Here is a 23638-nt window from a genome sequence, read left to right as displayed (position 1 = left end):
GATTTTTTAATAGTAATAAAAGTCAGTTTTAAAATTTAAATTGTAACTATACCTGTACATTTAGTTGTAATTCTCCGAATTTCAATTCCGTTTCAACCCTTAATTTACTTTTTCTATTGTTTGTAATACTTCTTGTAAACAAAATATCCACCCGCAAGAATCAGAATAAAGCCCCAAAGTTGAACAATAAACGCTATGATATTTTCAAGGAAATACCAGCCTGTTTTTACGGAGTCCCAAAGCATTAATCCGATGTGAGGACGGTAAGCGTTAATACTTTTTTCGTTGGCCAGCATTTCATGTTTTACGGCTTCGTTTTGGTAAATCTGCAAGGTTAGCGTACTGAAATTCACCTGATCCTTCAAAGACAAGTTTTGCAGCTTGCTGTTGTCGTTCTGTTCTTTTTTAGCGTCCAGATTTTCTTCGGCATCAATGATAGTATTTAACTTTTTGCCTTTAGTGTCAATGGCATTTTCAACTCTTTTCTCATGATTGCCGCTTCGGTTTTGCGCCATCTGATTGGCTAATAATTGCAACGAAACATCGTCGGCTTTAATTACGCGGTAATCCAGGTAATTGATTTGTTTGGCTATAGATTTAATAACCGTATCCAGTTTTGTATTCGGAACACGTATCGTAATATCGTTTTTGACCTGATATTTTATGGATTCCAAAGTACTGTCCTGGCTGACTTTAGTCTCATTTCGTTCCAGAATTTCACTCTGCAGATTGGTGTAAGTAACAAAACCTCCAAATTTAGTCGTAGCATTTTCAATCACGTACGTTGATTGCGCCACATTTTTCACCTTGAATTTTATGTCGGCGGTCCTTATGAATTTCCTATTGGAATCTTTGTTTTCGACAGCTGCCGATGATGAGACGACATTAGAAGAAACGGTTTCGGAGGTTTCTCCAACCATAATTTCTTCTTTTGCTCCTTGTTTACAGGAAACGGCCAAGCTAATTACAAGCAAAGCCAAGCCAACGCGAGGGACTGTTTTCATAAAATTACTATTTAAAGATTAATGTTACTTGATAAAGTTGCAATAGTAATTTTCAGTCAATAGCGAATTGTTTTAGTGGATTTTTACATGATCAATCCAACTAAAAACCGTGCCAGAAATTTCGGAATTTCAACGAACGTTGTATTTTCTTTTTTTGAAGGTTATTTTATTCTGGAAGTAGTTATCTTAATATCAGCAGTCGCCCAGCTTTTTGCAATCAGTTGTTCCATTTCTTTCACCTTAGCTTTGTTATTGAGTTTTTCGTAAGCCAATTTCAGTCCGTGATGTGCCCAGCCGTTTTTCGGTAGTCTTTTTAAGTCTTCTTCATAGGTTTTAATGGCATCATCATACCTTCCGGCTTCAATCTGAATGGCGCCCAAATGGTGTCTTACCGAGAAAAACCAATCCGGCGGCTCGTTGTAATTCAATCCGTCTTCGATAACAATGGCTTTCTGCAGCAAGTTAATGCTTTGCGTATAATTTCTTTCGGATGCTAAAATTTCGGCTTTCAGTACTTTAGTGGCAATTTCAACAATGGAATGCATCGAATTGATTTCCCAAATAGTCATTTTTTCTAATGACTTATCATAGGATAATACTTCAAGCTTTACAAATTCGCCTTTGGCTTTTGTGAAATTTTTTTTACCCAGATATGCCATTCCACGGGCATAATGTTCTACGGCTTTGGGGTATTTTAAAGTATCGGAAACCAGTTTCATTTTCAGGATATCATCCCATTTGCCGAATTTCACCGCTACATAATACGGAATGACATAATAATGCTGCAGTGTTGACCAACCCGGTTCGATCATGGTTTGCGGATGTACGTGATTCGCTGTTTCATTTGCTCCGATTATCGCCCATTTTGAGTTGCCTTCCAAAGTAGCTGTTCCCGCCATAAAATGGTAATTGTGTGGGTAATAGGCTAGAGGATAAGCACCTTGCGCGTGACACATGGTAACATAATTACTGTCGACTTTAACGGCATTAATGTTTGCCAAAGTTCCTTTATGATATTCTCCGGTTCGGATGTAAATATGAGAAGGCATATGAACCAAGTGTCCGAAAGCAGCTGCATACCCGTCATCAAAGAATTTAGCAGCAGCATTTCCCCGTTCAGGAGTATTGGACGCTTCCACGGCATGAATGTAAAAATGATTGGCGCCGATATGTTTCGGGTCTTTTTTTAAAATTTTTTCAAATAAGGCAACGATTTCCGGAGTCCATTTTTTCGGAGTTCCGTTTTTCTCATATAAATCCCACGGATGCAAATCCATAACCGATTCCGCATACAACGCATTAATATTGATGTCGTCAGGATATTTATTATTGACTTCCTTCATCGCATCCGAATACGCAATATCCAATTTACTTCGGTCGTCCAGAGGTTTTTCGACGTATCTTTTTGATAAGGCATTGATTAACGCTTTTTCACTTTCCGAAGCTTTATCGCTGAACTTTATTGCTGTTTGAATGGCTTTGTAGGCTCTTTCATAATTGTCCGGTTCCATTCCGGCATTGTAATTCGGACCTAAAACATAGGCAAATCCCCAAAAACACATCGCACATTCAGGATCCAGTTTTGTGGCATAATAAAAAGATCGGGCAGCTTCGGCGTGATTAAAACCGTACGCCAATGCCAATCCCTGATTGAAATACTTCTGTGCTTCAGGATTTTTAGTGGTTATCGGATAATTAATAACATCCATTCCTTTAAATAACGGCGCTTTGTTATCTGAAGTATACCATTTGGCATCGACGGTTTGCGGCGCACAACTCATACTGTTTTTGCCAGCTGCTGCTGCCTCTTTTTGAGAAGTTTCTTTTTTGCACGAAAAAAACGAGGTAAGTACAATCACCAAAAGTAAAACGATATTTTTCATAATGCTGATGTATTTGGTTGAAAATCAGTATAAAGTTACTTAAAATCATCGATTTAATTATTTCTTAGGGCGTAATTTGGAGCGAATGTCCCGATAGCTATCGGGATGGGATTTATCGGCAATCCATGTTCCCGTTTTACGCTATATTTTTATACCTGACAGGTTTCAAAAACCTGTCAGGTATAAAAGATGCCGCTCCTACCGATAGCTATCGGGACGGGGCTAGAGGAAAAACCATAACATCTTTGTGATCTTGGTGAAAATCTTTGCGAACTTTGGAGTTAAACTGTACTTTTACCTTTTAAAGAACATTATTTGAGAACTTCAGTTTTTAAGCATATTTCAGACTCCGATTCTTTCAAAGCACAATTATTAGGTTGGGCACAACAATTTCGGGAGGTCGTTTTTCTAGACAGCAATACGTATCCGCAACGTTACGGCAGTTATGATGTGGTTTTAGCTGCGGATGCCTTCACTTTAATTAAAACCGATGACCACAATGCTTTTGAAGATTTAAAACAATACCAGCAGCAATCGAAAGACTGGTTGTTTGGCTATTTGTCGTATGATTTGAAAAACGATACCGAAGAGCTAAAATCTAATAATTTTGATGGCCTGCATTTTCCAGATTTGTTTTTCTTTCAGCCCAAGAAATTATTTCTGTTAAAAGGAAATCAACTGGAAATCTGCTATCTGAACATGTGCGATGATGAATTGGAAGATGATTTTACAGAGATAATTGAAAGGGAAAAGGGAAAAGGGAAAAGTAGTTCCGCCATAAATATTCAGCAGCGCATTTCAAAAGAAAGTTATCTTGAAAAAGTAAGTGAAATGCTCACGCACATTCATCGCGGGGATATTTACGAAGCCAATTTCTGCATGGAATTTTTTGCTGAAAACGCCCAAATCAACCCGCTTGATATTTACGAAAAATTAAACGCCATTTCCGAACCGCCGTTTGCCGTATTTTTTAAAAACAATACTGATTATTTATTATCTGCTTCGCCGGAACGCTATCTTCGAAAAGAAGGTCTGAAAGTCATTTCTCAACCCATAAAAGGGACTTCCAAGCGTTTTTCCGATGCAACATCCGATGAACAATCCAAAACAGAATTGTCCCTAAATCCGAAAGAACGCTCGGAAAATATTATGATTGTCGATTTGGTCCGTAATGATTTATCACATACCGCCACGAAAGGATCAGTTCAGGTTGAAGAATTGTGCGGGATTTATACCTTCAAACAGGTGCATCAGATGATTTCAACCGTGGTTTCCGAAGTTGCCGAATCGACTTCACCTCTGGAAATTATCAAAACCACTTTTCCTATGGGTAGCATGACCGGAGCGCCAAAAATTTCGGCGATGAAAATCATCGAGGAACTGGAAGAAACCAAACGCGGTTTGTACAGTGGGGCAGTGGGTTATTTCACTCCGGATAATGATTTCGATTTCAACGTGGTCATTCGCAGTATTCTGTACAATTCGAAAGAAAAGTATGTTTCATTTTCCGTGGGAAGCGCCATTACTGCAGAATCCAAACCGGAAAGCGAATATGAAGAATGTTTGTTGAAGGCTAGGGCAATGCGGGAAGTGTTGAGTTGAGATAAGGGAAAAGGGAGAAGAAGAGGGAAGAGAAAAATAGAAATAAAATATAAATTATATACGCCATGAACAGTTATAAGAGATTTGATAGTTTGGAAAAAATCGATGTTGATAGTGACTTCAATTTATAAATTGACAAGTCAATTTCCCGATGATGAAAAATTTGGGTTAACATCACAAATTAAAAGAAGTGCGGTTTCAATTCCGTCAAATATTGCAGAAGGATATGGAAGAAATTACAGGAAAGATTATTCAAGGTTTCTTCAAATTTCAAGAGGGTCGCTTTATGAAAATCAGACACAAATGGAAATTGCAGTAAATCTTTCATTTCTTAATGTAGAAGATTTAAAAGAAATAAGTTAACTCTCCTTAGAAATAGAAAAAATGCTAAATTCGTTAATTAAAAAACTGGAGTAAGTTTATCCCTTTTCTCTTATCCCTTATCCCTTTTAACTTATTACTGATTAAAAAAATGCTTCAAAAATTTCAAAATCATCTAAATAAAAACCTTCCTTTCTTAAAAGGGAAAAAACTCCTTTTGGCAGTAAGCGGAGGCATTGATAGTATGGTTTTAGTTGAATTGTTACATCATTTGAAATTTGATATTTCTGTCGCGCATTGCAATTTTAATCTGCGTGGAGATGAAAGTGATGGTGATACAGAATTTGTAAAGTCAACATGTGAAAAATACAGTATTAAATTTTATGTAAAGCATTTTGAAACAAAAGAATACGCAAACTTACATAAACTATCCATTCAGGTAGCTGCACGCCAACTTCGCTACGATTGGTTTAACGAATTACTAGAAAAAAAAGGGTTCGATTATTTGCTAACCGCGCATCATTTAGACGATTCCGTTGAAACTTTTTTAATCAATTTTACTAGGGGAACCGGATTGGAAGGGTTAACCGGAATTCCACAACAGAATGAAAAAATCGTGCGTCCGCTTTTGATTTTCACCCGTGAGGATATTGAAGAGTACTCCAAGGAAAATAATATTGAATGGCGGGAAGATAGTAGCAACGCATCTGACAAATATCTACGCAATAAACTCCGCCATAAAGTCATTCCGATTCTAAAAGAACTGAATCCCGGTTTTTCCGATTCATTTCTGCAAACGCTCGAAAATCTTCAGCAGTCGGAATCCATGGTCGATGACGCTTCCCGAATTGTCTACCATGAAGTAGTGCAGGACTCGGATAACGAGAAGCGAATAAATCTTTCGGAACTGATGATGTTACCTAATTATCAGGCGTATTTGTACCAATGGTTGAAACCTTTCCGATTTACGGCGTGGAAAGACATTTACGATCTGGTTTCAGCACAATCAGGAAGGCAGGTTTTTTCAGAAGAGTACCGACTCCTGAAAGACCGGGATACCCTTATTTTAGCTAAAAAAAATGAGTTGAAACTGGAAGTTTATCCTGTTTATGAAGATGTTGAGAATCTTAATGTTCCATTAAAAATATCGGTTTGTAACAAAAGTGACTTTCGTTTAGACGATAAACGGTGTATATTTGCTGATAAAGATACGTTAAAGTTTCCGCTGGAATTTCGAAAATGGGAAGAAGGTGATTATTTTTACCCCTTCGGAATGACCGGTAAAAAAAAGCTCAGCAAATATTTTAAAGACGAGAAATTCTCGCTGATTGATAAAGAGAATACGTGGTTGTTGTGTTCTGATAATGAGGTTGTTTGGGTGGTTGGAAAACGTGCCGACAGACGATTTTCAGTAAATGAAACAACACGAAATATTATAAAAATTGAATTAAAATAATGAAGAAATTAAGCGCCCTGCTCGTATTGTTTTTTGTTTTTTTTGGTGCTCAGGCACAAATCCTGAACCCGGTTTCATGGAAAACTTCCGTTGAGAAAAAATCGGATACCGAAGTAGTTTTGGTTTTTGATGCCGTTATCGATCACGAATGGCATATGTTTTCGCAATTTACACCCGAAGGAGGTTCATTGCCAACTGTTTTTCAGTTCAAAAATGCGAAAGGAAACTATGAATTAGTCGGAAAAACAAAGGAAAGTCCGTACAAAAAAGTATACAGTGATGTTTTCGAAGTTGACGAATACATGTTTGAAAACAAGGCACAATTCCGTCAGACGATAAAAGTTATCAATCCTAATGCAAAATCGGTTGCAGTTTATGTAGAATATCAGGCGTGTAAAGAATCATGTATCCAATTGGATAAAACCTTCGACATAAAGTTACCGGCTCTGGCTGTAAAAGCTTCTGATATTTCTGCTGCTACCACTGCAGTAGCGGATACAGTTGCATCTCAGGAAGAATCAATAGTAACGGATACAGTTGCTTCATCAGAAACTGAAGTTACAAAAACAGCCGTTTCAGATAAACCAATTGGAAAAAAAGAGGAGAAGAAAGGAATATTCATGATTTTTATTCTGGCGTTTTTCTCCGGATTTGCAGCATTATTGACACCTTGTGTTTTTCCTATGATTCCAATGACCGTAAGTTTTTTTACTAAACAAAGTAAAACAAAGGCTCAGGGAATCAAAAATGCTGTTATTTACGGTATTTCCATCATTTTAATTTACGTTTTATTGGGTTCGTTGGTTACCGCTATTTTTGGAGCTGATGCTTTAAATGCGTTGTCGACAAACGTTTGGTTCAATATCATATTCTTCGTTTTATTGGTGGTTTTTGCCGCATCATTTTTGGGAGCTTTTGAAATCATGCTGCCGAATTCATGGGCAAATAAAGTGGATCGTCAAGCGGACAGAGGAGGAATAATCGGAATTTTATTCATGGCCTTGGCCTTGGCAATCGTATCCTTCTCGTGTACCGGACCTATTGTTGGAACCTTATTAGTGGAAGCAGCATCTAAAGGCGGAATTGCCCCGATTGTAGGTATGTTAGGATTTTCAATGGCTTTGGCTTTACCGTTTATGTTGTTTGCAATGTTCCCGGGTTGGTTAAATTCTTTACCAAAATCGGGCGGTTGGTTGAATACAGTTAAAGTATTTTTAGGATTCTTGGAGTTGGCTTTAGCTTTCAAATTCTTATCGAACGCTGATTTGGTACTTCAGATGCATTTGTTAGAAAGAGAAACTTTCTTAGCAATTTGGATTGTTATTTTCGGAACTTTGGCGTTTTATTTATTTGGAAAAATCACGTTGCCGCATGACAGCCCGCTTTCCCATATTTCGGTTGGAAGATTGATGCTGGGATTATTGGTATTATCTTTTACGATTTATCTGATTCCGGGACTTTGGGGGGCACCTTTAAAACTGATTTCCGGTTTCCCGCCGCCAATGACCTATAGTGAAAGTCCATACGGTTTAGGAGGTTCAAAAGGAAACGGTAATGCATCCACTCAGATTTTACCGGACGGAGCGCATTTAGGAGCCCATGACATCGTTGCGTTTGAAGATTATGAAAAAGGAATGGCTTACGCGAAATCGGTTAACAAGCCAGTGCTTTTGGATTTTACCGGATTTGCCTGTGTAAACTGTCGTAAAATGGAAGATTATGTGTGGTCAAAACCCGAAATTCTTTCAGTTTTAAAAGAGAAAGTAGTACTTATTTCATTGTATGTGGATGATAAGCGTGAGCTTCCTGAGAACGAACAATACACTTCCAAAGAAACAGGAAAAGAGATCAAAACCATCGGAAATAAATGGAGTGATTTTCAGATTACAAGATACAAAGCGAATGCTCAGCCTTATTATATAGTTTTGGATACGGATGGAAATAAACTGGCCGAACCGGTTGGTTATACTCCAGAAGCCGATGAATACAAAAAATGGCTGGAAGGCGGTATTTCGAAATTCAAAAAATAAAAGAGCGGGAAGTTATAAGTTTTTAATTTAGTTGAAAACTGTTGATTTGTAAATTTTTATAATTTGTTTCTTAAGGTACCTTTCGGACATAAATATTTAAATAAAATTTTAGCCACGAATTCACTAATTTGTACAAATTAATTAGTGAATTCGTGGCTAAGTTTTTTAATAAGAATATGAAATCAGTGAAAATCTTTTCAATCTGTATCCTCTGCATACTATTTTTTAGAGATGTTTCCAGATGGTAGGTTTCTTAAGGCATTTTTTTAATAAAGATTCCACAAGTTTTTTTCAGAAATTAATCTGTGAAAATTTGTGGAATCTGTGTTTTTATATTCTATCTGATGGATGTGTCCGGTCGATAGTGTAATAAAGATATTCTTATTATTTAAGGATATGCTGACTTAAAATCTGATATACTTCGTTGATGTTATTGTCTTTTCCGAATTGCTTTTTAATTGGCATTGATTCTCCGGTTACCCAGATTTTCAGTTCGGCATCCAAATCCATTAATCCCGCACTTTCTTTTGAGAATTTTTTAATGCTGCTGTAAGGAATGGATTGGTAATCTACCTTTGAACCTGTAATTCCTTGTTTGTCAACTAAAATCAGACGTTTGTTAGTGAAAACAAACATGTCACGAACGATTTTGAATGCTTTTTCAATGTGTTCTCCGTTGATTAAAATCGGTTGAAATTCCTGTGAAATTTTTTCGATGCTTACTTCTGAAGCATTCCCCATGATGGCGTTAAATAATCCCATAATTTTCTTACGTGTTTAAATTTTTTTATAAATTTATAAAAAATTTACACGCCATGTTAGTTAAAGTATTTGGAAGTGTGAATATGCATATATTAGATTGCAACGGTAAGTTTTTTTTTAGAATAAATTGAAATTAGTGTTTCCAGTTCATAATTTTAATTTAATATATTGTATTATGAAAAATCTAATTTTAAACTTATTGATATTTTCTGCTATATCATGTAAATCTCAAACAATATTTCCGATATATCAGATTGGTTCTGCGGATAAAAGAAATAATTTTTATTACAAGGACACTGAAAATTTTCAAGACCAATATGTTGGAGAGTGGTTATTTAATGATGGTACTACTTATTTAAAAGTGAAATTTATAAAGAAACCAAGGTTTATGGAAACAAGGCGAGGCGCAACTTTTTATAGAGATTTTTTGATAGGTGAATATGAATATAAAGTAAACGATATTACTGTCGTAAATACACTAAATAATATTGATGTCAATCATAGTGATATTCATATGTATAATATGTATAGCCTAATGAGATATAAAATTAATCAGTTTCCCGAATGTGTTGGTTGTGATGTAACAAAAAGATTAGTCATGGTATTTCAAGAGCTGACAAGTAGAAACCCTGATTGGGCAGCTGGTGCTCATTTTATTATTAGACGTGTAATGGAAGGCGGAGTAGAAAAGTTGAAAGTTCAATTTATAATGAAAGATTCAGCAAGTGGTATTCCTGCTGGATTGGGGGATGAATATAAAGGTTTTAGTTTACCTTTTGGGGAATATACACTAACAAGAGTATAGATAAATATTTACGATTTACGTTTGTTGTAATTGCGGCTTTCAGTTCTATCTGAAAGTCGCTTTTTTATTCATATTCAAATAATTTATCCGTCGCAACACAAATCAATCCATAATCCATATTCGCAACACCAAAAACCGATTCAGTCCTTTCCCGAATTTGGCATATGAGATTTCCATGAACTAATTTAGAATTCGTTTAATTTTCATTTTTTCAGTTTCTGTTTCTTTTGTTATAGTGAATTTCAATCTTCAGGTTTTAATTTGAATTTTTATGAGAAAAGTATTATTTTTATAAAAAATTTACACGCCATGTTAGTTAAAGTATTTGGAAGCGCCGTATTCGGAGTTGACGCCACGACCATTACCGTAGAGGTAAACATTGATAAAGGAGTAGGCTACCACTTGGTAGGATTACCCGATAACGCCATAAAAGAGAGCAGTTATCGCATTGCTGCGGCCTTAAAAAACAACGGTTATCAACTTCCCGTAAAAAAGATAACCATTAATATGGCACCCGCCGATTTGAGAAAAGAAGGTTCCGCTTACGATTTAACCATTGCCATCGGAATTTTAGCCGCTACAGGGCAGATAAAATCAGAAGAAGTCAGCAAGTACATTATTATGGGCGAACTTTCGTTAGACGGGGGCATGCAACCCATAAAAGGCGCTTTGTCGATTGCCATTAAAGCGAAGGAAGAAGGTTATAAAGGATTCTTTTTACCTAAGGAAAACGTAAAAGAAGCCGCTATTGTTACTGGACTTGATGTTTACGGAGTAGAAAATGTACTGGAAGTTATTGATTTTTTTGAAGGCAAAGGAACATTGGAACCCACCGTAATCAATACCCGTGAAGAATTTTATAAAACATTAGATTATCCCGAGTTTGATTTTTCCGAAGTAAGAGGGCAGGAGTCAATTAAACGTTGCATGGAAATTGCCGCAGCAGGAGGACATAATCTTATTTTGATTGGTCCGCCCGGAGCAGGAAAAACAATGTTAGCCAAACGATTACCGAGTATTTTACCGCCCATGACGTTAAAAGAAGCCTTGGAAACTACCAAAATTCACAGCGTCGCCGGTAAGGTAAAAGAAACGGGATTGATGAACCAAAGACCATTTCGGAGTCCGCATCATAATGCTTCTTCGGCTGCGTTGGTTGGCGGGGGAAGTTATCCGCAACCGGGAGAAATATCCCTGGCACACAATGGTGTTTTGTTTTTGGATGAATTGCCCGAATTTAAACGTGAAGTTTTGGAAGTGATGCGACAACCCTTGGAAGACAGGGAAGTAACGATTTCGAGAGCGAAGTTTACAATCACTTATCCATCATCGTTTATGTTGGTGGCCAGTATGAATCCGAGTCCGGGTGGGTATTTTAACGATCCCGATGCACCTGTAAGTTCCTCTCCTGCCGAGATGCAACGGTATCTCAGTAAGATTTCCGGTCCTCTATTAGACCGTATCGATATTCATGTCGAAGTGACTCCCGTTCCGTTTGAAAAACTGTCCGACACCCGAAACGGAGAAAGCAGTGTGGAAATCAGAAAACGGGTAACAAAGGCAAGGGAAATCCAGTCGGTTCGGTTTGAGAATTTCGAAAACATTCATTACAATGCGCAGATGAGTACGAAGCAAATTCGGGAGCATTGTGCTTTAGACCCAACGTCACTTCAACTATTAAAAACAGCGATGGAACGGTTGAACCTTTCCGCCCGTGCCTACGACAGAATCCTGAAAGTATCACGAACTATCGCCGATTTGGAGGGTTCGGAAAAAGTGGAGTCTAATCATATTTCGGAAGCGATTCAGTACCGCAGTCTGGATCGGGACGGATGGCTGGGGTAGGTTGCAGTGTGCAGTAATCAGGGAAGTTCAATCAGTGTTCAAGTAATTAGTAATCATAAATTTCTGTTCAATATAAATATGTTACTTAAAGCAATTTAATTACGTTTTAACGATTTTTATGTCTTTATAGATATGTTTCGAAGTTTTGTTTTGTAAGTTTAATAAGTTTTTTTGTTAAACATTTATTACTAACTCAAAAATGAATATTATGAAACAAAAAATTTTTACGCTGATTTTAATGGCATCTTTTGTTTTGTTCTCAGGATGCTACCCCGATGGAGCGGAAAATACGGAGGATTTTGATATTGTTTACTCGGCTTATGATGAGGGGTATAATTTTCAAAATGCCGGAACATATTCTATGCCTGAAGAAATTGTCATTTTGGGAGATGATGAAGAAATCGAAGTTGTTCCGGATGGGCCTGCTGCCAATATTTTGGCAAGAATTGATACTAATCTTCAGGCTTTGGGGTGGACAAAAATTGAAAATCCGGATTTTGATAACCCTACGGCTCCAAAACCTGATGTAGAATTTTTGCCTGTTTCATGGACGACTACAACAATTTCGGTTTGGGGTGGAGGATATTGGTGTTATTGGGATCCGTATTATTGCGGAGGCGGATGGTACTATCCCTATCCGGTGGTTACCAGTTATACTACAGGAACTTTATTATTTACCATGATTGACTATAATGCTCTGAACAATAATGGACAGAGAAAAGCGGTTTGGACAGGAGCTCTCAACGGATTGTTTCAGGGAACTTACAATGAAAGCAGAATTAATAAAGGTATTGATCAGGTTTTTGAACAATCTCCATATTTAAAAACTAACTAATTGAAGCGATTATGAAAAAACTATTTTATACTTTCTTGTTTTTTGGATGTTTATTAACTTCCATATCATACAGTCAGGGATCAAAACATGTTTATTCAATGGAATATTCGGTGGGATTAGCTTCTGATTTTATAGACAATGTCAGTTTCAGAGGTCTTGGATTTGAATATCGAAATATGGTGAAACCTAACATTGGAGTAGGGGTTGGTATCGGGTATAACTTCTTCTATGAAAAAAAGGATTATGGTACATATGTCAACGGTAATGAATCACTTACAGGTATTCAATTCCGTTATTTACACAATGTTCCCATGATGGTTGCGGGTGATTATTATTTTAAGCCGAACACAAAAATTAATCCTTTTGTGGGTTTTGGTATTGGAGGCAATTATATTTCCAAAAGAACTGAAATGGGGGTTTTCATGATAGAAGATGAAGCATTCCAATTTGCGTTTAGACCCGAGGCTGGAGCAATTTTTCAAGCAGGACCCGATGCCATGATTTCATTTACCGCTAAATATATTATAGGAACGGATGCCGACGACATTGATGCTCAAAGCTATCTTGCACTTAATTTAGGATATGTGTTTTAAGAAAATAGGGGAGTTCAGACCGAAAGGATTTTTAATATAGAATTAAAAAAAAGAGTTTGGATTACAAAAACCATACTCTTTTTTTTATCAGATTACCGAAATGTATAAGGGTTAGTAAATACAACAGTCTGTAATCTGCTGGCTTATCTCATTTCTTCAGCAAAAGTATCTCCCTGACGGATGTCCCCGGTTTTATAACCACGCATAAACCATTTCATCCGCTGCTCGGAACTGCCGTGTGTAAACGATTCCTGATTTACCTGTCCCTGCATTTTTGTCTGAATGGCGTCATCACCAACGGCATTGGCTGCACTTAATGCTTCTTCAATATCACCTTCTTCTAAAAACTGTTTGTTGTGGTAGGCCCATAATCCTGCATAAAAATCGGCCTGAAGTTCCAGGCAAACCGATAATTTGTTGGCTTCGGTCTCACTTCTGTTGCTTTGCAGTTGTCTTACTTTTGCAGAAGTTCCCAATAGGGTTTGTACATGATGCCCAACTTCATGTGCCATAACATAAGCGATCGCAAAATCACCTCCTTTGGCACCAAACCGCGTTCTGAGTTCTTCAAAAAAAGCCATATCCATATATACCTTTTTATCTCCGGGGCAATAGAAAGGACCTGAAGCAGAAGTCGCTCCACCACAAGCGGTTTGGACTTGATCTGTAAATAAAACCATTTTAGGTTTTTCATAGGTCATGCCGTTTTCCTCAAATATTTTACCCCACGTATCTTCCATAATGGCGAAATTGGCGTTTACGAAATCACCAATTTCAATTTCTTCAGCGGTAAGTTCCCGTTGTTCTGTTTGTTGGGGCTGTCCCTGTTGTATCTGCTCTAAAATAGGAGTGAGTTGCTGTGCATTTTCTCCGCCAAAAAGATTTACAAGCAAAATGATAATTCCCAAAATTCCGCCACCAACGAGGGTTTTTCCTCCGGTAGACATTCCTCTTCGGTCCTCAACATTGTCACTTTTTCTATAGCCTTTCCATTTCATAACAAACAAAATTTAAAATAAAATAATCTATTGTTATGTATTACTCTTCAAATCCAACACTGTGTTTGTAAATTGCATAATACATACAATAAAGGTAAGGCAATGTGAAGAATATCCCTATGCAAAAACCAAAAAATCCTATGAATGAACCAATTGCAGCGAGCAATAAAGCCAAAAATATAATCAGCGGTTGCTTGGAAACCACCATAATGCTGTTACTGATTGCACTCATTGCCGATAATTTTCCAAAGACAATCAGCGGGATTGTCATACACATCAGAAAACCAATCACATAACTTAGCAGCGTTCCTACAAAATCCAGATGAATAATCTGAAACACCACTGTTAATGTGCTTGTAATCAGTGAAATTATTAATGAAGACAAGAGCAGGTCCTTTAAATAACCGGCCTTGTAGCATTCAAAAATAGTAGCAAAAGAAACCTCATCCTTGGTTTCCACATCGTGAACGATTTTAATCAAACCCGCAGTAAACGGAGCCAAAAACATTGCAAATAGTGAAACTCCTCCGATATACGCCGCTATTTCCACAGGAGAAAATGTGGCGAAATTCATTATCATGCTTTCTTCCGACAGATTTTCAAAATCCGTAAAATAGGATAATCCGAAAACAACAACAATTATCAATGTTAAAATTACGATCAGCAGTGCTAACCCAGCCAAAAGTGCAATTTTCTTATAACTTTCAAAACTTTCGTTTATCAAATCCCCAAGATCAATCTGATAACCGTTTTGTCTTACTTCGTTAAGACGCTTGTTGATGTAATTCATTTTTTATTGTAAATATTATATTCCGAATCTGAATCCAAAGTAAAAATCAGCCTGTTTGGAATCACTCAATGCCGCAGTTACAATCGAACCCGAACCAAGGAAAAATCCGCCTAACCTAACTCCGAAACCAGTTGTAAATCCGGAAACTTCATTGTCTGAAAAAGGCATGTAAATCTCATAGTTTTCCCCTCCGAATCGAGGAGTCAGTGTAATGATATTTTGGATTGTCGAGAAATCATTCTGACTGTCATCTGATAATTTCTGTTGCGTATAGGCAGAAACCGACCATTTGTTGTAAATTTTATAGTCAACGTACGCATTTATTACGGCAGGAAGTTTTACTTTGAAATCTTTACTTGAAGCAGTTTCCTTTAGATAACCATTATCAATCAATATTTGCTCAATTTCAGCAACACTTTCCGTATCCTCAAATTCGTCAAGATTCAGCGGGTCGGTTGCAGGAATATCAAGTGTGTAGTTAGCAGAATGATTGTTATCGTCTTTAAAAGTCATACTGCCTATATTTCTGAAAGAAAGACCGGCATTTAATTTATATCCTTGTGGCTTAGGTGTCTCACCTTCAGCAACAGCAGTTGCTTTTTCTTTTAATTGGTAATTGAAACCAAAATCGGTACCGAAACCGTTCAAACCTCCAGCGAAAAGTTCGTTATAATTTGAACTGTCTTCGTAACTTTCAGCTAATGAACCCGAATAAGAAAAATTTACATTAGCACTCGCACCAGACAGGTAAACATCACCGGTTAAAGGATCGGCAATAATGGTTCCCTGTAGATTCTCCAATCCGAAATTTGTATAGGAACCGGGGAAAAGTAATTTAAAAGTCGCTCCCGCATTGAATTTATGCTGCTCATTTTCATAAATGGTTCGGGCTGCGGAAAGATTAATTTCACCCCAGGTAACACCGTTCATTCTTTGGTTGTATTGAGAATTTATCTGTGATGTCCCTAAGAAAGAATTGTTAAGTGCGTTTCCAAGGTTCACATCAATATCTATGGCGTTGGCTTTAATATTTCCTGCAGTAGTAACGGCAAAAGCCCATTTTTTAACTTTCATTCCGAAAGAAGGACCCTGAACCAAAGCGTCAACACGCATGCTGACAGGTTCTGTTCCGGTAAAAATTTTATCTTCAATGTTCTCTCCTTCAGTAATATCAGAAAAGCTGATTTTATTATTGGAAACGTTCAGACTCATGTTGAAAACATTGACATCATAAGTTCGGAACATATTATTTAACTCGGCCGGATTGATATAAGCATTAAGTAATCCGGTTCTTTTGGAAGTGTTGATTCCTGAAAAATGCTCCTGTGAAAAGGCGCTTATGGAAAGTAAAGAACATGACAGAAGTAGAATTTTTCTCATAATGTGATTTAATTTGTATTTTAAACAGTAAATAAACAAAAAGTTAAATGTTTTTCCAAACAACATTATCAGGAACTGGTGCAATAATCTCTAAAGTTTCTTTACTAACCGGGTGAATGAAGACCAATTTTCGTGCATGCAGATGAATTCCTCCATCCGGATTGCTTCGGTCGAAACCATATTTCAAATCGCCTTTTATCGGACATCCGATTGCTGAAAGCTGACTTCGGATCTGATGATGTCTTCCGGTATGCAGATTGATTTCCAAGACGTAATAGTTGTCCAGTTTCTTAATGATCTTATAATCTAAACTGGCTTTTTTACTCTCGGGAACTTCTTTTATATGTGCTTTTGAAGTATTGTTTTTCGGATTTCTTTTCAGAAAGTGCACAAGAATATCTTCGGTTTTAGGTGGTTGGTTTTTCACCACAGCCCAATAGGTCTTTTGAGTTTCGCGTTTACTGAACATTTCATTCAGGCGCGTCAAAGCTTTTGAAGTCTTGGCAAAAACTACGATACCGGTTGTAGGTCGGTCCAAACGATGAACCACACCGAGAAAAACTTCTCCGGGTTTGTTGTATTTTTCTTTTATGTATTCCTTTACGACATCGCTTAACGGTTTGTCTCCGGTTTTATCACCTTGCACAATATCGCCTACACGCTTGTTAACAATTATAATATGATTGTCTTCGTGGAGAATTTGTAAATTGTCTTTTGTAGAGAGAATTTTCATTTAGACTTCTTAGATTTTTAGACCTCTTAGACTAGCTTAGATTTCTTAGATTTTCAATGTAGAACGAAATCTTGAAATCATTTTTATAATTTCATTAAGCTGATTAGACAGCAAAAATAATTTTTCTGAATCAATAAAACCTAAATCGGATGCAATTATAAGTTGTGTTTCGACTTCATAGGCAGAACCTATGGCAATTTCCAAAAACCTTGAAAAATCTTTATTTGAATTTCGGGATGAACCCTCAGCGATGTTAGAAGGAATAGAAACAGAGGCTCTTCTTAACTGGTTGGTTAGACCAAATTTTTCTTCATTAGGGAAAGAGGTTGTGATGGAGTATATGTCTGAACAAAATACCCTGCTTTTTTTCCAAATTCCCAACTCTTTAAATTGATGCATATAATTTTGGCGTATATAAAATTTAATAATCGAAGTCAGTCTGTCAATCCAAATAATCCAACAATCTAAGAAATCTAAGCTAGTCTAAGAAGTCTAAATCAGTCTAACTAATACTGTTCATTCGCATTAGGGAAATCAACCGATTTTACATCCTCAACATATTGTCCGATGGCTTTGGTCATGTCTTCGAATAAATTCATGTAACGGCGTAAGAAACGCGGACTGAATTCGTGTGTCATCCCGATCATATCGTGTAAAACCAATACCTGTCCGTCAACACCGCTTCCGGCACCAATTCCTATTACGGGAATGGAAATGCTTGCGGCTACTTTTTGTGCCAATGCAGATGGTATTTTTTCCAAAACCAATGCAAAACAGCCAATTTTCTCCAGCATTTTGGCATCTTCCAAAAGTTTTTCAGCTTCCGCTTCTTCTTTGGCACGAACGGTATAGGTTCCGAATTTATAAATCGATTGCGGTGTTAAACCCAAATGTCCCATAACGGGAATTCCGGCGTTTAATATTTTTTTGATACTTTCCTTAATTTCTTTTCCGCCCTCAAGTTTTACGGCATGACCACCGCTTTCCTTCATGATTCGGATGGAAGAACGTAATGCTTCTCTGGGATCTGACTGATAACTTCCGAAAGGCAAATCAACCACAACCAGCGCTCTTTCAGCAGCTCTTACCACGGAAGATGCGTGATAAATCATCTGGTCCAAAGTGATGGGAAGCGTGGTTTCGTGTCCTGCCATTACATTACTGGCAGAGTCACCAACTAAAATTACGTCAACTCCTGCTGAGTCAACAATCTTTGCCATGGTATAATCATAAGCCGTAAGCATCGAGATTTTCTCTCCGTTGGCTTTCATTTCGATTAACGATTTTGTGGTAATTCTTTTGTAATCTTTTTTGGCTACTGACATAATTTTTTAGTTAGAAGTCAGAAATAGGAAGTTAGAAGTTCTGAATTAACTTGTAACAGCCTTTTTTCTGTAATTAGATTGTAAAATTACTACAATTTCCAAAATGACGTAACAATAATGGGATAAATGCTACTTATTGTACGTAATTAAAAATCAGTAAAAATGAAAAAGCTGCTTTTCTTGTTTTTGTTTTGTTTACCGATTATTTCCAACGCTCAAAAATTGGAAGTCGAAAATACGATTAAAACCTTTTTTGTTGGGTTTCATGCCAAAGACACCGTGAAAATAAAATCCGTTTGTTCTGAGAAAATGATTCTGCAATCGATAATAGAAGGGCAGAAGGGAACGCGATTTGAAGAGGAAAAACCATCCGAATTTTATAAATCATTTTCCACATTCCCCGCCGATTTGAAATTCGAAGAAAAGATTCTGAGTTATAACATTCAGATTGACGGAAAAATGGCCCACGCCTGGACACCGTATGAGTTTTACGTGAACGGGAAGTTGAGCCATTCCGGAGTAAACGCCTTTACGCTTTTCAAAGAAAATGAAACATGGAAAATCGTCCATTTGATTGATACAAGACGTAAAAAGCAGTAACTGATTTAGGTACTGCTTTTAAAGGAAATTGTGAAAGTACTTCCGGAACCCAATTCACTTTCAACTGAAATTGTTCCGCCCTGAGCTTCTATAAATTCTTTACTGATTGCTAATCCGAGTCCGGTTCCTTCTTTTTCGGTTCCCGGCACCCTGAAGTACTTGTCAAATATTCTGTCCTTGTATTGAGATGAAATCCCCAAACCATTATCGATAACACTTACCTTCACTGTTCTGTCAACTTTTTTTGCTTTAATGGCAACCGATGAGTTTTCGTAAGAATATCGGATTGCATTTGAAATTAAGTTCGAAATTACCCAAGCCGTTTTTTCCGAATCAGCATTAATTTGCGGTAAATTTTCTTCGATGTGTACCTGTAAAGCAATGTTATTTTGTTCTGCAAGATTTTTGGTTGACTCAACAGAATGTTTAACTATTTCTCCGATTTCGCATAATTCAATATGCATCCTGGTTTTTCCGGACTCTACCTGTGTGATGTTCAACAATTCTCCGGTAGTTTTGAGCAACCTGTCAGCATCATCATAAATACTGTGAATTAATCCTTTCTGCTCGCTGTTGAGTTTGCCTATTCCTTCATTTTCCAAAAGTTGTAAGCTCATTTTCATGGAGGCAATAGGAGTTTTGAATTCGTGTGAAACAGTTGCAATAAAGTTAGTTTTAGCGTCATCCAACTCTTTATAAGCCGTGACATTTCTGAGAATGATAAAAGAACCGATTTGTTTTTTCTCTTTTTCGCCTGTCGGGATAACCCCTATCGGAACGAGCTGTTTTTCGAAATAGCTTTCTTTTTTATCAGCATATATTTTCAGTGTTTCATGGTTTTTATTGAACTCATCATTTACAAGATGTTGTAATAACGATCGTAATAAATCGTTTGAAAGTGCTACTTCCTGCGCCGGTTTCCCAATAACCTCGCCTGCATTTAAGCCTGATATTTTCAATGCTTCTTCATTAATTAACAGAATGTTATTTTTATCATCCAACCCGATAACAGGATCATGCATATTGTTGATAAGCGTTTCTATCCGCTTTTTTTCAGTCATCAATTTGGCCAGATTACTGTCATTATACTCCTGTAGTTTCTCGGCCATCGTATTGAATGATTTTGCCAAATCACCAAATTCATTATGATTTTCAAAATGAACTCTCTGATGGTAGTTTTTGGCTGCAATTTGCCGGATACTTTCGGTTAAATCTTTAATGGGATCGGCAATACTGCTTGGCAGATTCACCAATAATGTAAAGGCGATGATAAAACAGGTCGCGCCGGTTATTGAAATCCATAAAATTGCGCCTTGTGCCGTTTTTGAAGCTACTACGCTTTTACGTTGAATCGCATCCATATTGAGTTTCATAATATCATTCAGGTCTTTTCTGATATGAATTGCAGCAGTTTTGTTATCAGGTTGATTTTGATAATTCGCAACATCATCTACGAGACTTTGGGTAAGCTCTTTTTCGCCTATTTCGGTTATATTCTGCAATTGCAATTTCAGAAATCCATTGAATTTTTGAAACGATTGGTTTTCGGTTTCAATTTTATCCAGTTCTTTGAGCATGTTTCGGGAATAGTCCAGCGAATTGTAATTAGCCACCAGAATATTCTTAGTGTCATTTGAAATCACATGAACCTGTCTGACGCCCAACGCTACCAAAAGCACGATCAGGAAGAACAATAATCCCACGCCAAGCGTAAGTTTTGTTTTTATTTTCATAGTTATGTTTTTTTAGAAGCAAGAGGCAAGAAACAAGAGGAAATACAAAAAACAAAAAACAGAAGACTTTCTTTTTGATCCATCATCTACTTAATTTATTTTTTCTTGGTTTTTGGTTCTTGCATCTTTTATGTCTTCTCTTTCTCAACTAAGTATAATCAAATCTATATCACTCGAAGATAGTTTGTTTAACAGCTCTTTGAAAACATTTGTGGATAGAATTATTTTCATCAGATTCATTCGTGGTTTTCCGATGCAAACGGTAGTTATGTTTTTCAGTTCGGCTTGTTCAATGATGGCTTTGGCGATTTTCGTATGTTCCACTTTTATTACTTCGGCACCCAATTCGGTAGCCAGTTTGAAGTTATTGATCAGATGGCGTTGTTTGTCTAGCGGAATCTTGTCCACACTCTCTTCAGGTACCTGAACGTATAAAACAAACCATTTGCTGTTATAATAATTTGCCAGTCGTGCCGTTTTCCGGATCACTTTTTTGGCTGTTCTCTCATTACTGCTGATACAGGCCAAAAACTTTTCGTGCCGTATGTTTTTATTTTTCGGAACTTCAATTTCCACTTTTCGTTCCACCTGACTTGCCACTTCTTTCAGCGCTAATTCACGCAATTGCAGAATATGTTCACTTTTAAAAAAGTTTTTCAGGGCTGTTTCTATTTTTTCCGCCTGATATATTTTTCCTTCTTTTAATCGGGTTATCAGTTCATCGGCGGTTAAATCGATGTTTACCACTTCATCGGCCTGTGCTAAAACACTGTCGGGAATCCGTTCTTTAACCTCAACGCCCGTAATGTATTTTATTTCTTCGTTCAGACTCTCAATATGCTGAATGTTTATGGCGCTTATAACGTTAATCCCGGCATCAAGGATCTCCATTACATCCTGCCAGCGTTTCTCGTTTTTACTTCCTTCGATGTTGGTATGTGCCAATTCATCAACGATTACAACTTCCGGACGCAGATTGATAATCGCCTGAACGTCCATTTCCTCCAGTTCTTTCCCTTTGTAGAATAACTTCCTTCTCGGAACCACAGGCAAACCCTCCAACAATTCCTGTGTTTCTTTTCGGTTATGGGTTTCAATAAATCCGATTTTAATGTCGATACCGTTTTTAAGTAAGGCATGTGCTTCCTGAAGCATACGGAAAGTTTTGCCCACACCGGCACTCATGCCGATGTAGACTTTAAATTTTCCTCTTCGTGACTTTTTAATTAAGTCCAGAAAATGCTGAACGTTATCTTCTCTCCTGATTTCCAAAATTGTACCGTTTAAATTGGATTAAAATGAAACCGTTAAAGATGTTACCATTGCAAAATTTTGCTTTACAGGGTCCCCATTTTTAGTAAAAACCTCATCTTTACTGCTTAAATTTCGTGCCTCAATACGCCAAACTGCGTTATCATAAATATAATAGTCTAAATTTAAGGAATATCCGAACGTTTGAAAACCATTTGGTGTTCCTGTTGTAATGATTACCCCATTTTCATCCGAATAATATTCTCCTCGGGCCACAATATTTATCTTATCAGTTGCTTTATATTTTGCGATTAAAACCGGTGAATACCAGCAATTGTAGCTTTCACTTCCTTTTGATTTTTGTTCGGCTCCAATGTCGAAACCTGCTGTTAATCCCCATTTGTCATTTAACTGATACTGACCGTATAGATTGTGGAAATAACGCATCTGTTTGGAATCATTCGGTTTATCATTTCCGATAAAAGAGCTGCTGTTTAATGTTACTTTTGAGTTAGGCTTATAGGTTAATTGATGACCGAAAGCCAATGTTTTGTTACCGTCTACGCGTTGGATACGTTGCCATCCGTTTAAAACCAATCCACTGACAAACCATTTTCCGCTGTCTGAAGTGTATCCGACTTTTACACCGCTTTCATAATAAGGTGAATTGTCGGAAAGTATGCATCGGGTCAGAGCCCAGCATTCTTTACTTACGGCACTTTCGAAACCGATGTGTGAAGCAAAAATCCCGGCATCGACCCAAAGATTTTTGGTTTTTGAAAGTTTAACTCCGGCGTTGGCTTCGTAAATGTTTTTTAAAACACCTTCTTCAGCAGCTAAATTAGCGTTGGAGTAGGTTCCTGCCATAAAAGCAAGATTGGCTCTCACATTATCTTTTTCATAGGCTGCTTTGATAAAACCTAAATTCAAAGCAACTTCGTTATGACGATTGTGTGAGTACATGAAACTGGGGCGTGTATTGTTCTCCGGCTCTCCAAAATCATAGGCATAATAGACGTCAACATAGCCACTGAATTTTAAAGGATTTACTGTTTTTGTACTGTCAGTTTGTGCCTGTAAGCCTAATGATGTTAAGGCAGTTGTTATTATTATTGTGATTTTTGATTTCATTTTATTTTGTCTAAAGCGATATTTAATTGCAGTACATTAATTTTTTCCGGGCCAAAAACCCCCAATAAAGGTTTGTCTGTATTTTCAGCGATTAAATGTACCAATTTTTGTTCATTAATGTTTCTGATTTTGGTAATGCGTTTTACCTGAACCTTTGCAGCCTGAGCTGAAATATTCGGATCTAAACCACTTCCGCTGGCGGTAACCAGATCGGCAGGAATTTCACTTCTTTTGATTTCAGGGTTCTGAATCAGGAAGGTGTCGATTCTTTGCTTTACTTCGGCTAAATATTCCGGATTACTCGGACCTTTATTACTTCCTCCCGAACCAGCTGCATTGTATGCTACAGCTGACGGGCGAGAGTTAAAATATTTTCCGTCCGTAAACGATTGGCCGATGTTCAAATATTGTTTTTTTCCATTTGCTTCAACTATTTCCCCTTTACCCTGATTAGGTGCCATTTGTGCAATTCCTAAAATAAACAAGGTGTAAATCCCTGAAAAAAAGACGAGGCATACTGCTGTCAATTTTATTCCTGATAAAATATGTTTTTTCATTTTT

Annotated in this window: 22 protein-coding genes; 9 read left to right on the top strand and 13 right to left on the bottom strand. The window is 37.1% G+C overall.

Going from position 1 to position 23638, the window contains the following annotated elements; all coding sequences use genetic code 11:
* Positions 1–113: 113 nt before the first annotated feature.
* Positions 114–1004, bottom strand: coding sequence for a DUF4349 domain-containing protein (locus FLJC2902T_RS07795; protein ID WP_023579257.1), 891 nt, complete (start codon positions 1002–1004; stop codon positions 114–116).
* Positions 1005–1165: 161 nt separating this feature from the next.
* Positions 1166–2887: a tetratricopeptide repeat protein gene (locus FLJC2902T_RS07790; RefSeq protein ID WP_023579256.1), complete on the bottom strand. Its 1722-nt coding sequence runs from the start codon at positions 2885–2887 to the stop codon at positions 1166–1168.
* Positions 2888–3202: 315 nt separating this feature from the next.
* On the opposite strand from FLJC2902T_RS07790, the gene FLJC2902T_RS07785 reads away from it, so the two are divergent.
* The 4 genes from FLJC2902T_RS07785 to FLJC2902T_RS07770 all read left to right on the top strand — a co-directional run bounded on the left by FLJC2902T_RS07785 (position 3203) and on the right by FLJC2902T_RS07770 (position 8296).
* Positions 3203–4489, top strand: a complete 1287-nt coding sequence (locus tag FLJC2902T_RS07785) for an anthranilate synthase component I family protein (protein WP_023579254.1) — start codon at positions 3203–3205, stop codon at positions 4487–4489.
* Between the two features lie 84 nt (positions 4490–4573).
* The gene (locus FLJC2902T_RS07780) at positions 4574–4852 is read left to right on the top strand and encodes a four helix bundle protein (RefSeq protein WP_316929379.1); all 279 of its coding nucleotides are present in this window, start codon (positions 4574–4576) and stop codon (positions 4850–4852) included.
* Positions 4853–4961: 109 nt separating this feature from the next.
* Positions 4962–6266, top strand: a complete 1305-nt coding sequence (gene tilS / locus FLJC2902T_RS07775; protein WP_023579252.1) for a tRNA lysidine(34) synthetase TilS — start codon at positions 4962–4964, stop codon at positions 6264–6266.
* Positions 6266–8296, top strand: a complete 2031-nt coding sequence (locus FLJC2902T_RS07770; RefSeq protein WP_035677820.1) for a protein-disulfide reductase DsbD family protein — start codon at positions 6266–6268, stop codon at positions 8294–8296. The genes tilS and FLJC2902T_RS07770 overlap by 1 nt, the downstream gene beginning before the upstream one ends.
* A gap of 384 nt (positions 8297–8680) precedes the next feature.
* Here FLJC2902T_RS07770 and FLJC2902T_RS07765 read toward each other — a convergent pair whose 3' ends face one another.
* Positions 8681–9058, bottom strand: coding sequence for a PH domain-containing protein (locus FLJC2902T_RS07765; protein WP_023579250.1), 378 nt, complete (start codon positions 9056–9058; stop codon positions 8681–8683).
* 175 nt (positions 9059–9233) lie between these two features.
* On the opposite strand from FLJC2902T_RS07765, the gene FLJC2902T_RS07760 reads away from it, so the two are divergent.
* The 4 genes from FLJC2902T_RS07760 to FLJC2902T_RS07745 all read left to right on the top strand — a co-directional run bounded on the left by FLJC2902T_RS07760 (position 9234) and on the right by FLJC2902T_RS07745 (position 13136).
* Positions 9234–9863: a DUF6705 family protein gene (locus FLJC2902T_RS07760; protein ID WP_035677818.1), complete on the top strand. Its 630-nt coding sequence runs from the start codon at positions 9234–9236 to the stop codon at positions 9861–9863.
* A gap of 309 nt (positions 9864–10172) precedes the next feature.
* Positions 10173–11708: a YifB family Mg chelatase-like AAA ATPase gene (locus FLJC2902T_RS07755; RefSeq protein WP_023579248.1), complete on the top strand. Its 1536-nt coding sequence runs from the start codon at positions 10173–10175 to the stop codon at positions 11706–11708.
* A 208-nt stretch (positions 11709–11916) separates the two neighbouring features.
* Entirely contained in the window at positions 11917–12543 is a 627-nt protein-coding gene (locus FLJC2902T_RS15790; protein WP_023579247.1) for a DUF4136 domain-containing protein, read from the top strand.
* Between the two features lie 11 nt (positions 12544–12554).
* A complete protein-coding gene (locus FLJC2902T_RS07745) occupies positions 12555–13136 on the top strand; it encodes an outer membrane beta-barrel protein (RefSeq protein ID WP_051364331.1) in 582 nt (193 codons plus the stop codon).
* A gap of 143 nt (positions 13137–13279) precedes the next feature.
* Here FLJC2902T_RS07745 and ypfJ read toward each other — a convergent pair whose 3' ends face one another.
* The 6 genes from ypfJ to panB form a co-directional block, all read right to left on the bottom strand.
* Positions 13280–14134 (bottom strand): KPN_02809 family neutral zinc metallopeptidase, encoded by an 855-nt coding sequence (ypfJ, locus tag FLJC2902T_RS07740; RefSeq protein WP_023579245.1) that lies wholly within the window; start codon positions 14132–14134, stop codon positions 13280–13282.
* Between the two features lie 40 nt (positions 14135–14174).
* Positions 14175–14924, bottom strand: coding sequence for a hypothetical protein (locus FLJC2902T_RS15785; RefSeq protein ID WP_023579244.1), 750 nt, complete (start codon positions 14922–14924; stop codon positions 14175–14177).
* A gap of 15 nt (positions 14925–14939) precedes the next feature.
* A complete protein-coding gene (locus tag FLJC2902T_RS07730) occupies positions 14940–16304 on the bottom strand; it encodes a DUF5723 family protein (protein ID WP_023579243.1) in 1365 nt (454 codons plus the stop codon).
* A gap of 43 nt (positions 16305–16347) precedes the next feature.
* Complete coding sequence (locus FLJC2902T_RS07725) at positions 16348–17037, bottom strand: RluA family pseudouridine synthase (RefSeq protein WP_023579242.1); 690 nt, start codon at positions 17035–17037, stop codon at positions 16348–16350.
* 45 nt (positions 17038–17082) lie between these two features.
* Entirely contained in the window at positions 17083–17436 is a 354-nt protein-coding gene (locus tag FLJC2902T_RS07720; RefSeq protein ID WP_023579241.1) for a four helix bundle protein, read from the bottom strand.
* Between the two features lie 107 nt (positions 17437–17543).
* On the bottom strand, positions 17544–18362 hold the full coding sequence (panB, locus tag FLJC2902T_RS07715; protein ID WP_023579240.1) for a 3-methyl-2-oxobutanoate hydroxymethyltransferase: 819 nt from the start codon (positions 18360–18362) through the stop codon (positions 17544–17546).
* A gap of 162 nt (positions 18363–18524) precedes the next feature.
* Here panB and FLJC2902T_RS07710 point away from each other — a divergent pair, with 162 nt between their 5' ends.
* The gene (locus FLJC2902T_RS07710) at positions 18525–18962 is read left to right on the top strand and encodes a hypothetical protein (protein WP_023579239.1); all 438 of its coding nucleotides are present in this window, start codon (positions 18525–18527) and stop codon (positions 18960–18962) included.
* A 5-nt stretch (positions 18963–18967) separates the two neighbouring features.
* Here the strand turns inward: FLJC2902T_RS07710 and FLJC2902T_RS07705 are convergent, their stop codons facing one another.
* From FLJC2902T_RS07705 to FLJC2902T_RS07690, 4 genes are all read right to left on the bottom strand, one after another.
* A complete protein-coding gene (locus tag FLJC2902T_RS07705) occupies positions 18968–20695 on the bottom strand; it encodes a HAMP domain-containing sensor histidine kinase (RefSeq protein WP_023579238.1) in 1728 nt (575 codons plus the stop codon).
* Positions 20696–20839: 144 nt separating this feature from the next.
* Positions 20840–21967, bottom strand: coding sequence for an osmosensitive K channel signal transduction histidine kinase, sensor subunit KdpD (locus FLJC2902T_RS07700; RefSeq protein WP_023579237.1), 1128 nt, complete (start codon positions 21965–21967; stop codon positions 20840–20842).
* Positions 21968–21988: 21 nt separating this feature from the next.
* On the bottom strand, positions 21989–23077 hold the full coding sequence (locus FLJC2902T_RS07695; protein ID WP_035677814.1) for a porin: 1089 nt from the start codon (positions 23075–23077) through the stop codon (positions 21989–21991).
* Positions 23074–23634, bottom strand: coding sequence for a K(+)-transporting ATPase subunit C (locus FLJC2902T_RS07690; protein ID WP_023579236.1), 561 nt, complete (start codon positions 23632–23634; stop codon positions 23074–23076). Before FLJC2902T_RS07690 ends, FLJC2902T_RS07695 begins: the two co-directional genes overlap by 4 nt.
* Positions 23635–23638 lie beyond the last annotated feature (4 nt).

This window comes from Flavobacterium limnosediminis JC2902, from assembly GCF_000498535.1.
In the GTDB taxonomy this organism is placed as follows: domain Bacteria; phylum Bacteroidota; class Bacteroidia; order Flavobacteriales; family Flavobacteriaceae; genus Flavobacterium; species Flavobacterium limnosediminis.
This window is presented reverse-complemented; position numbering and strand designations above follow the sequence as displayed.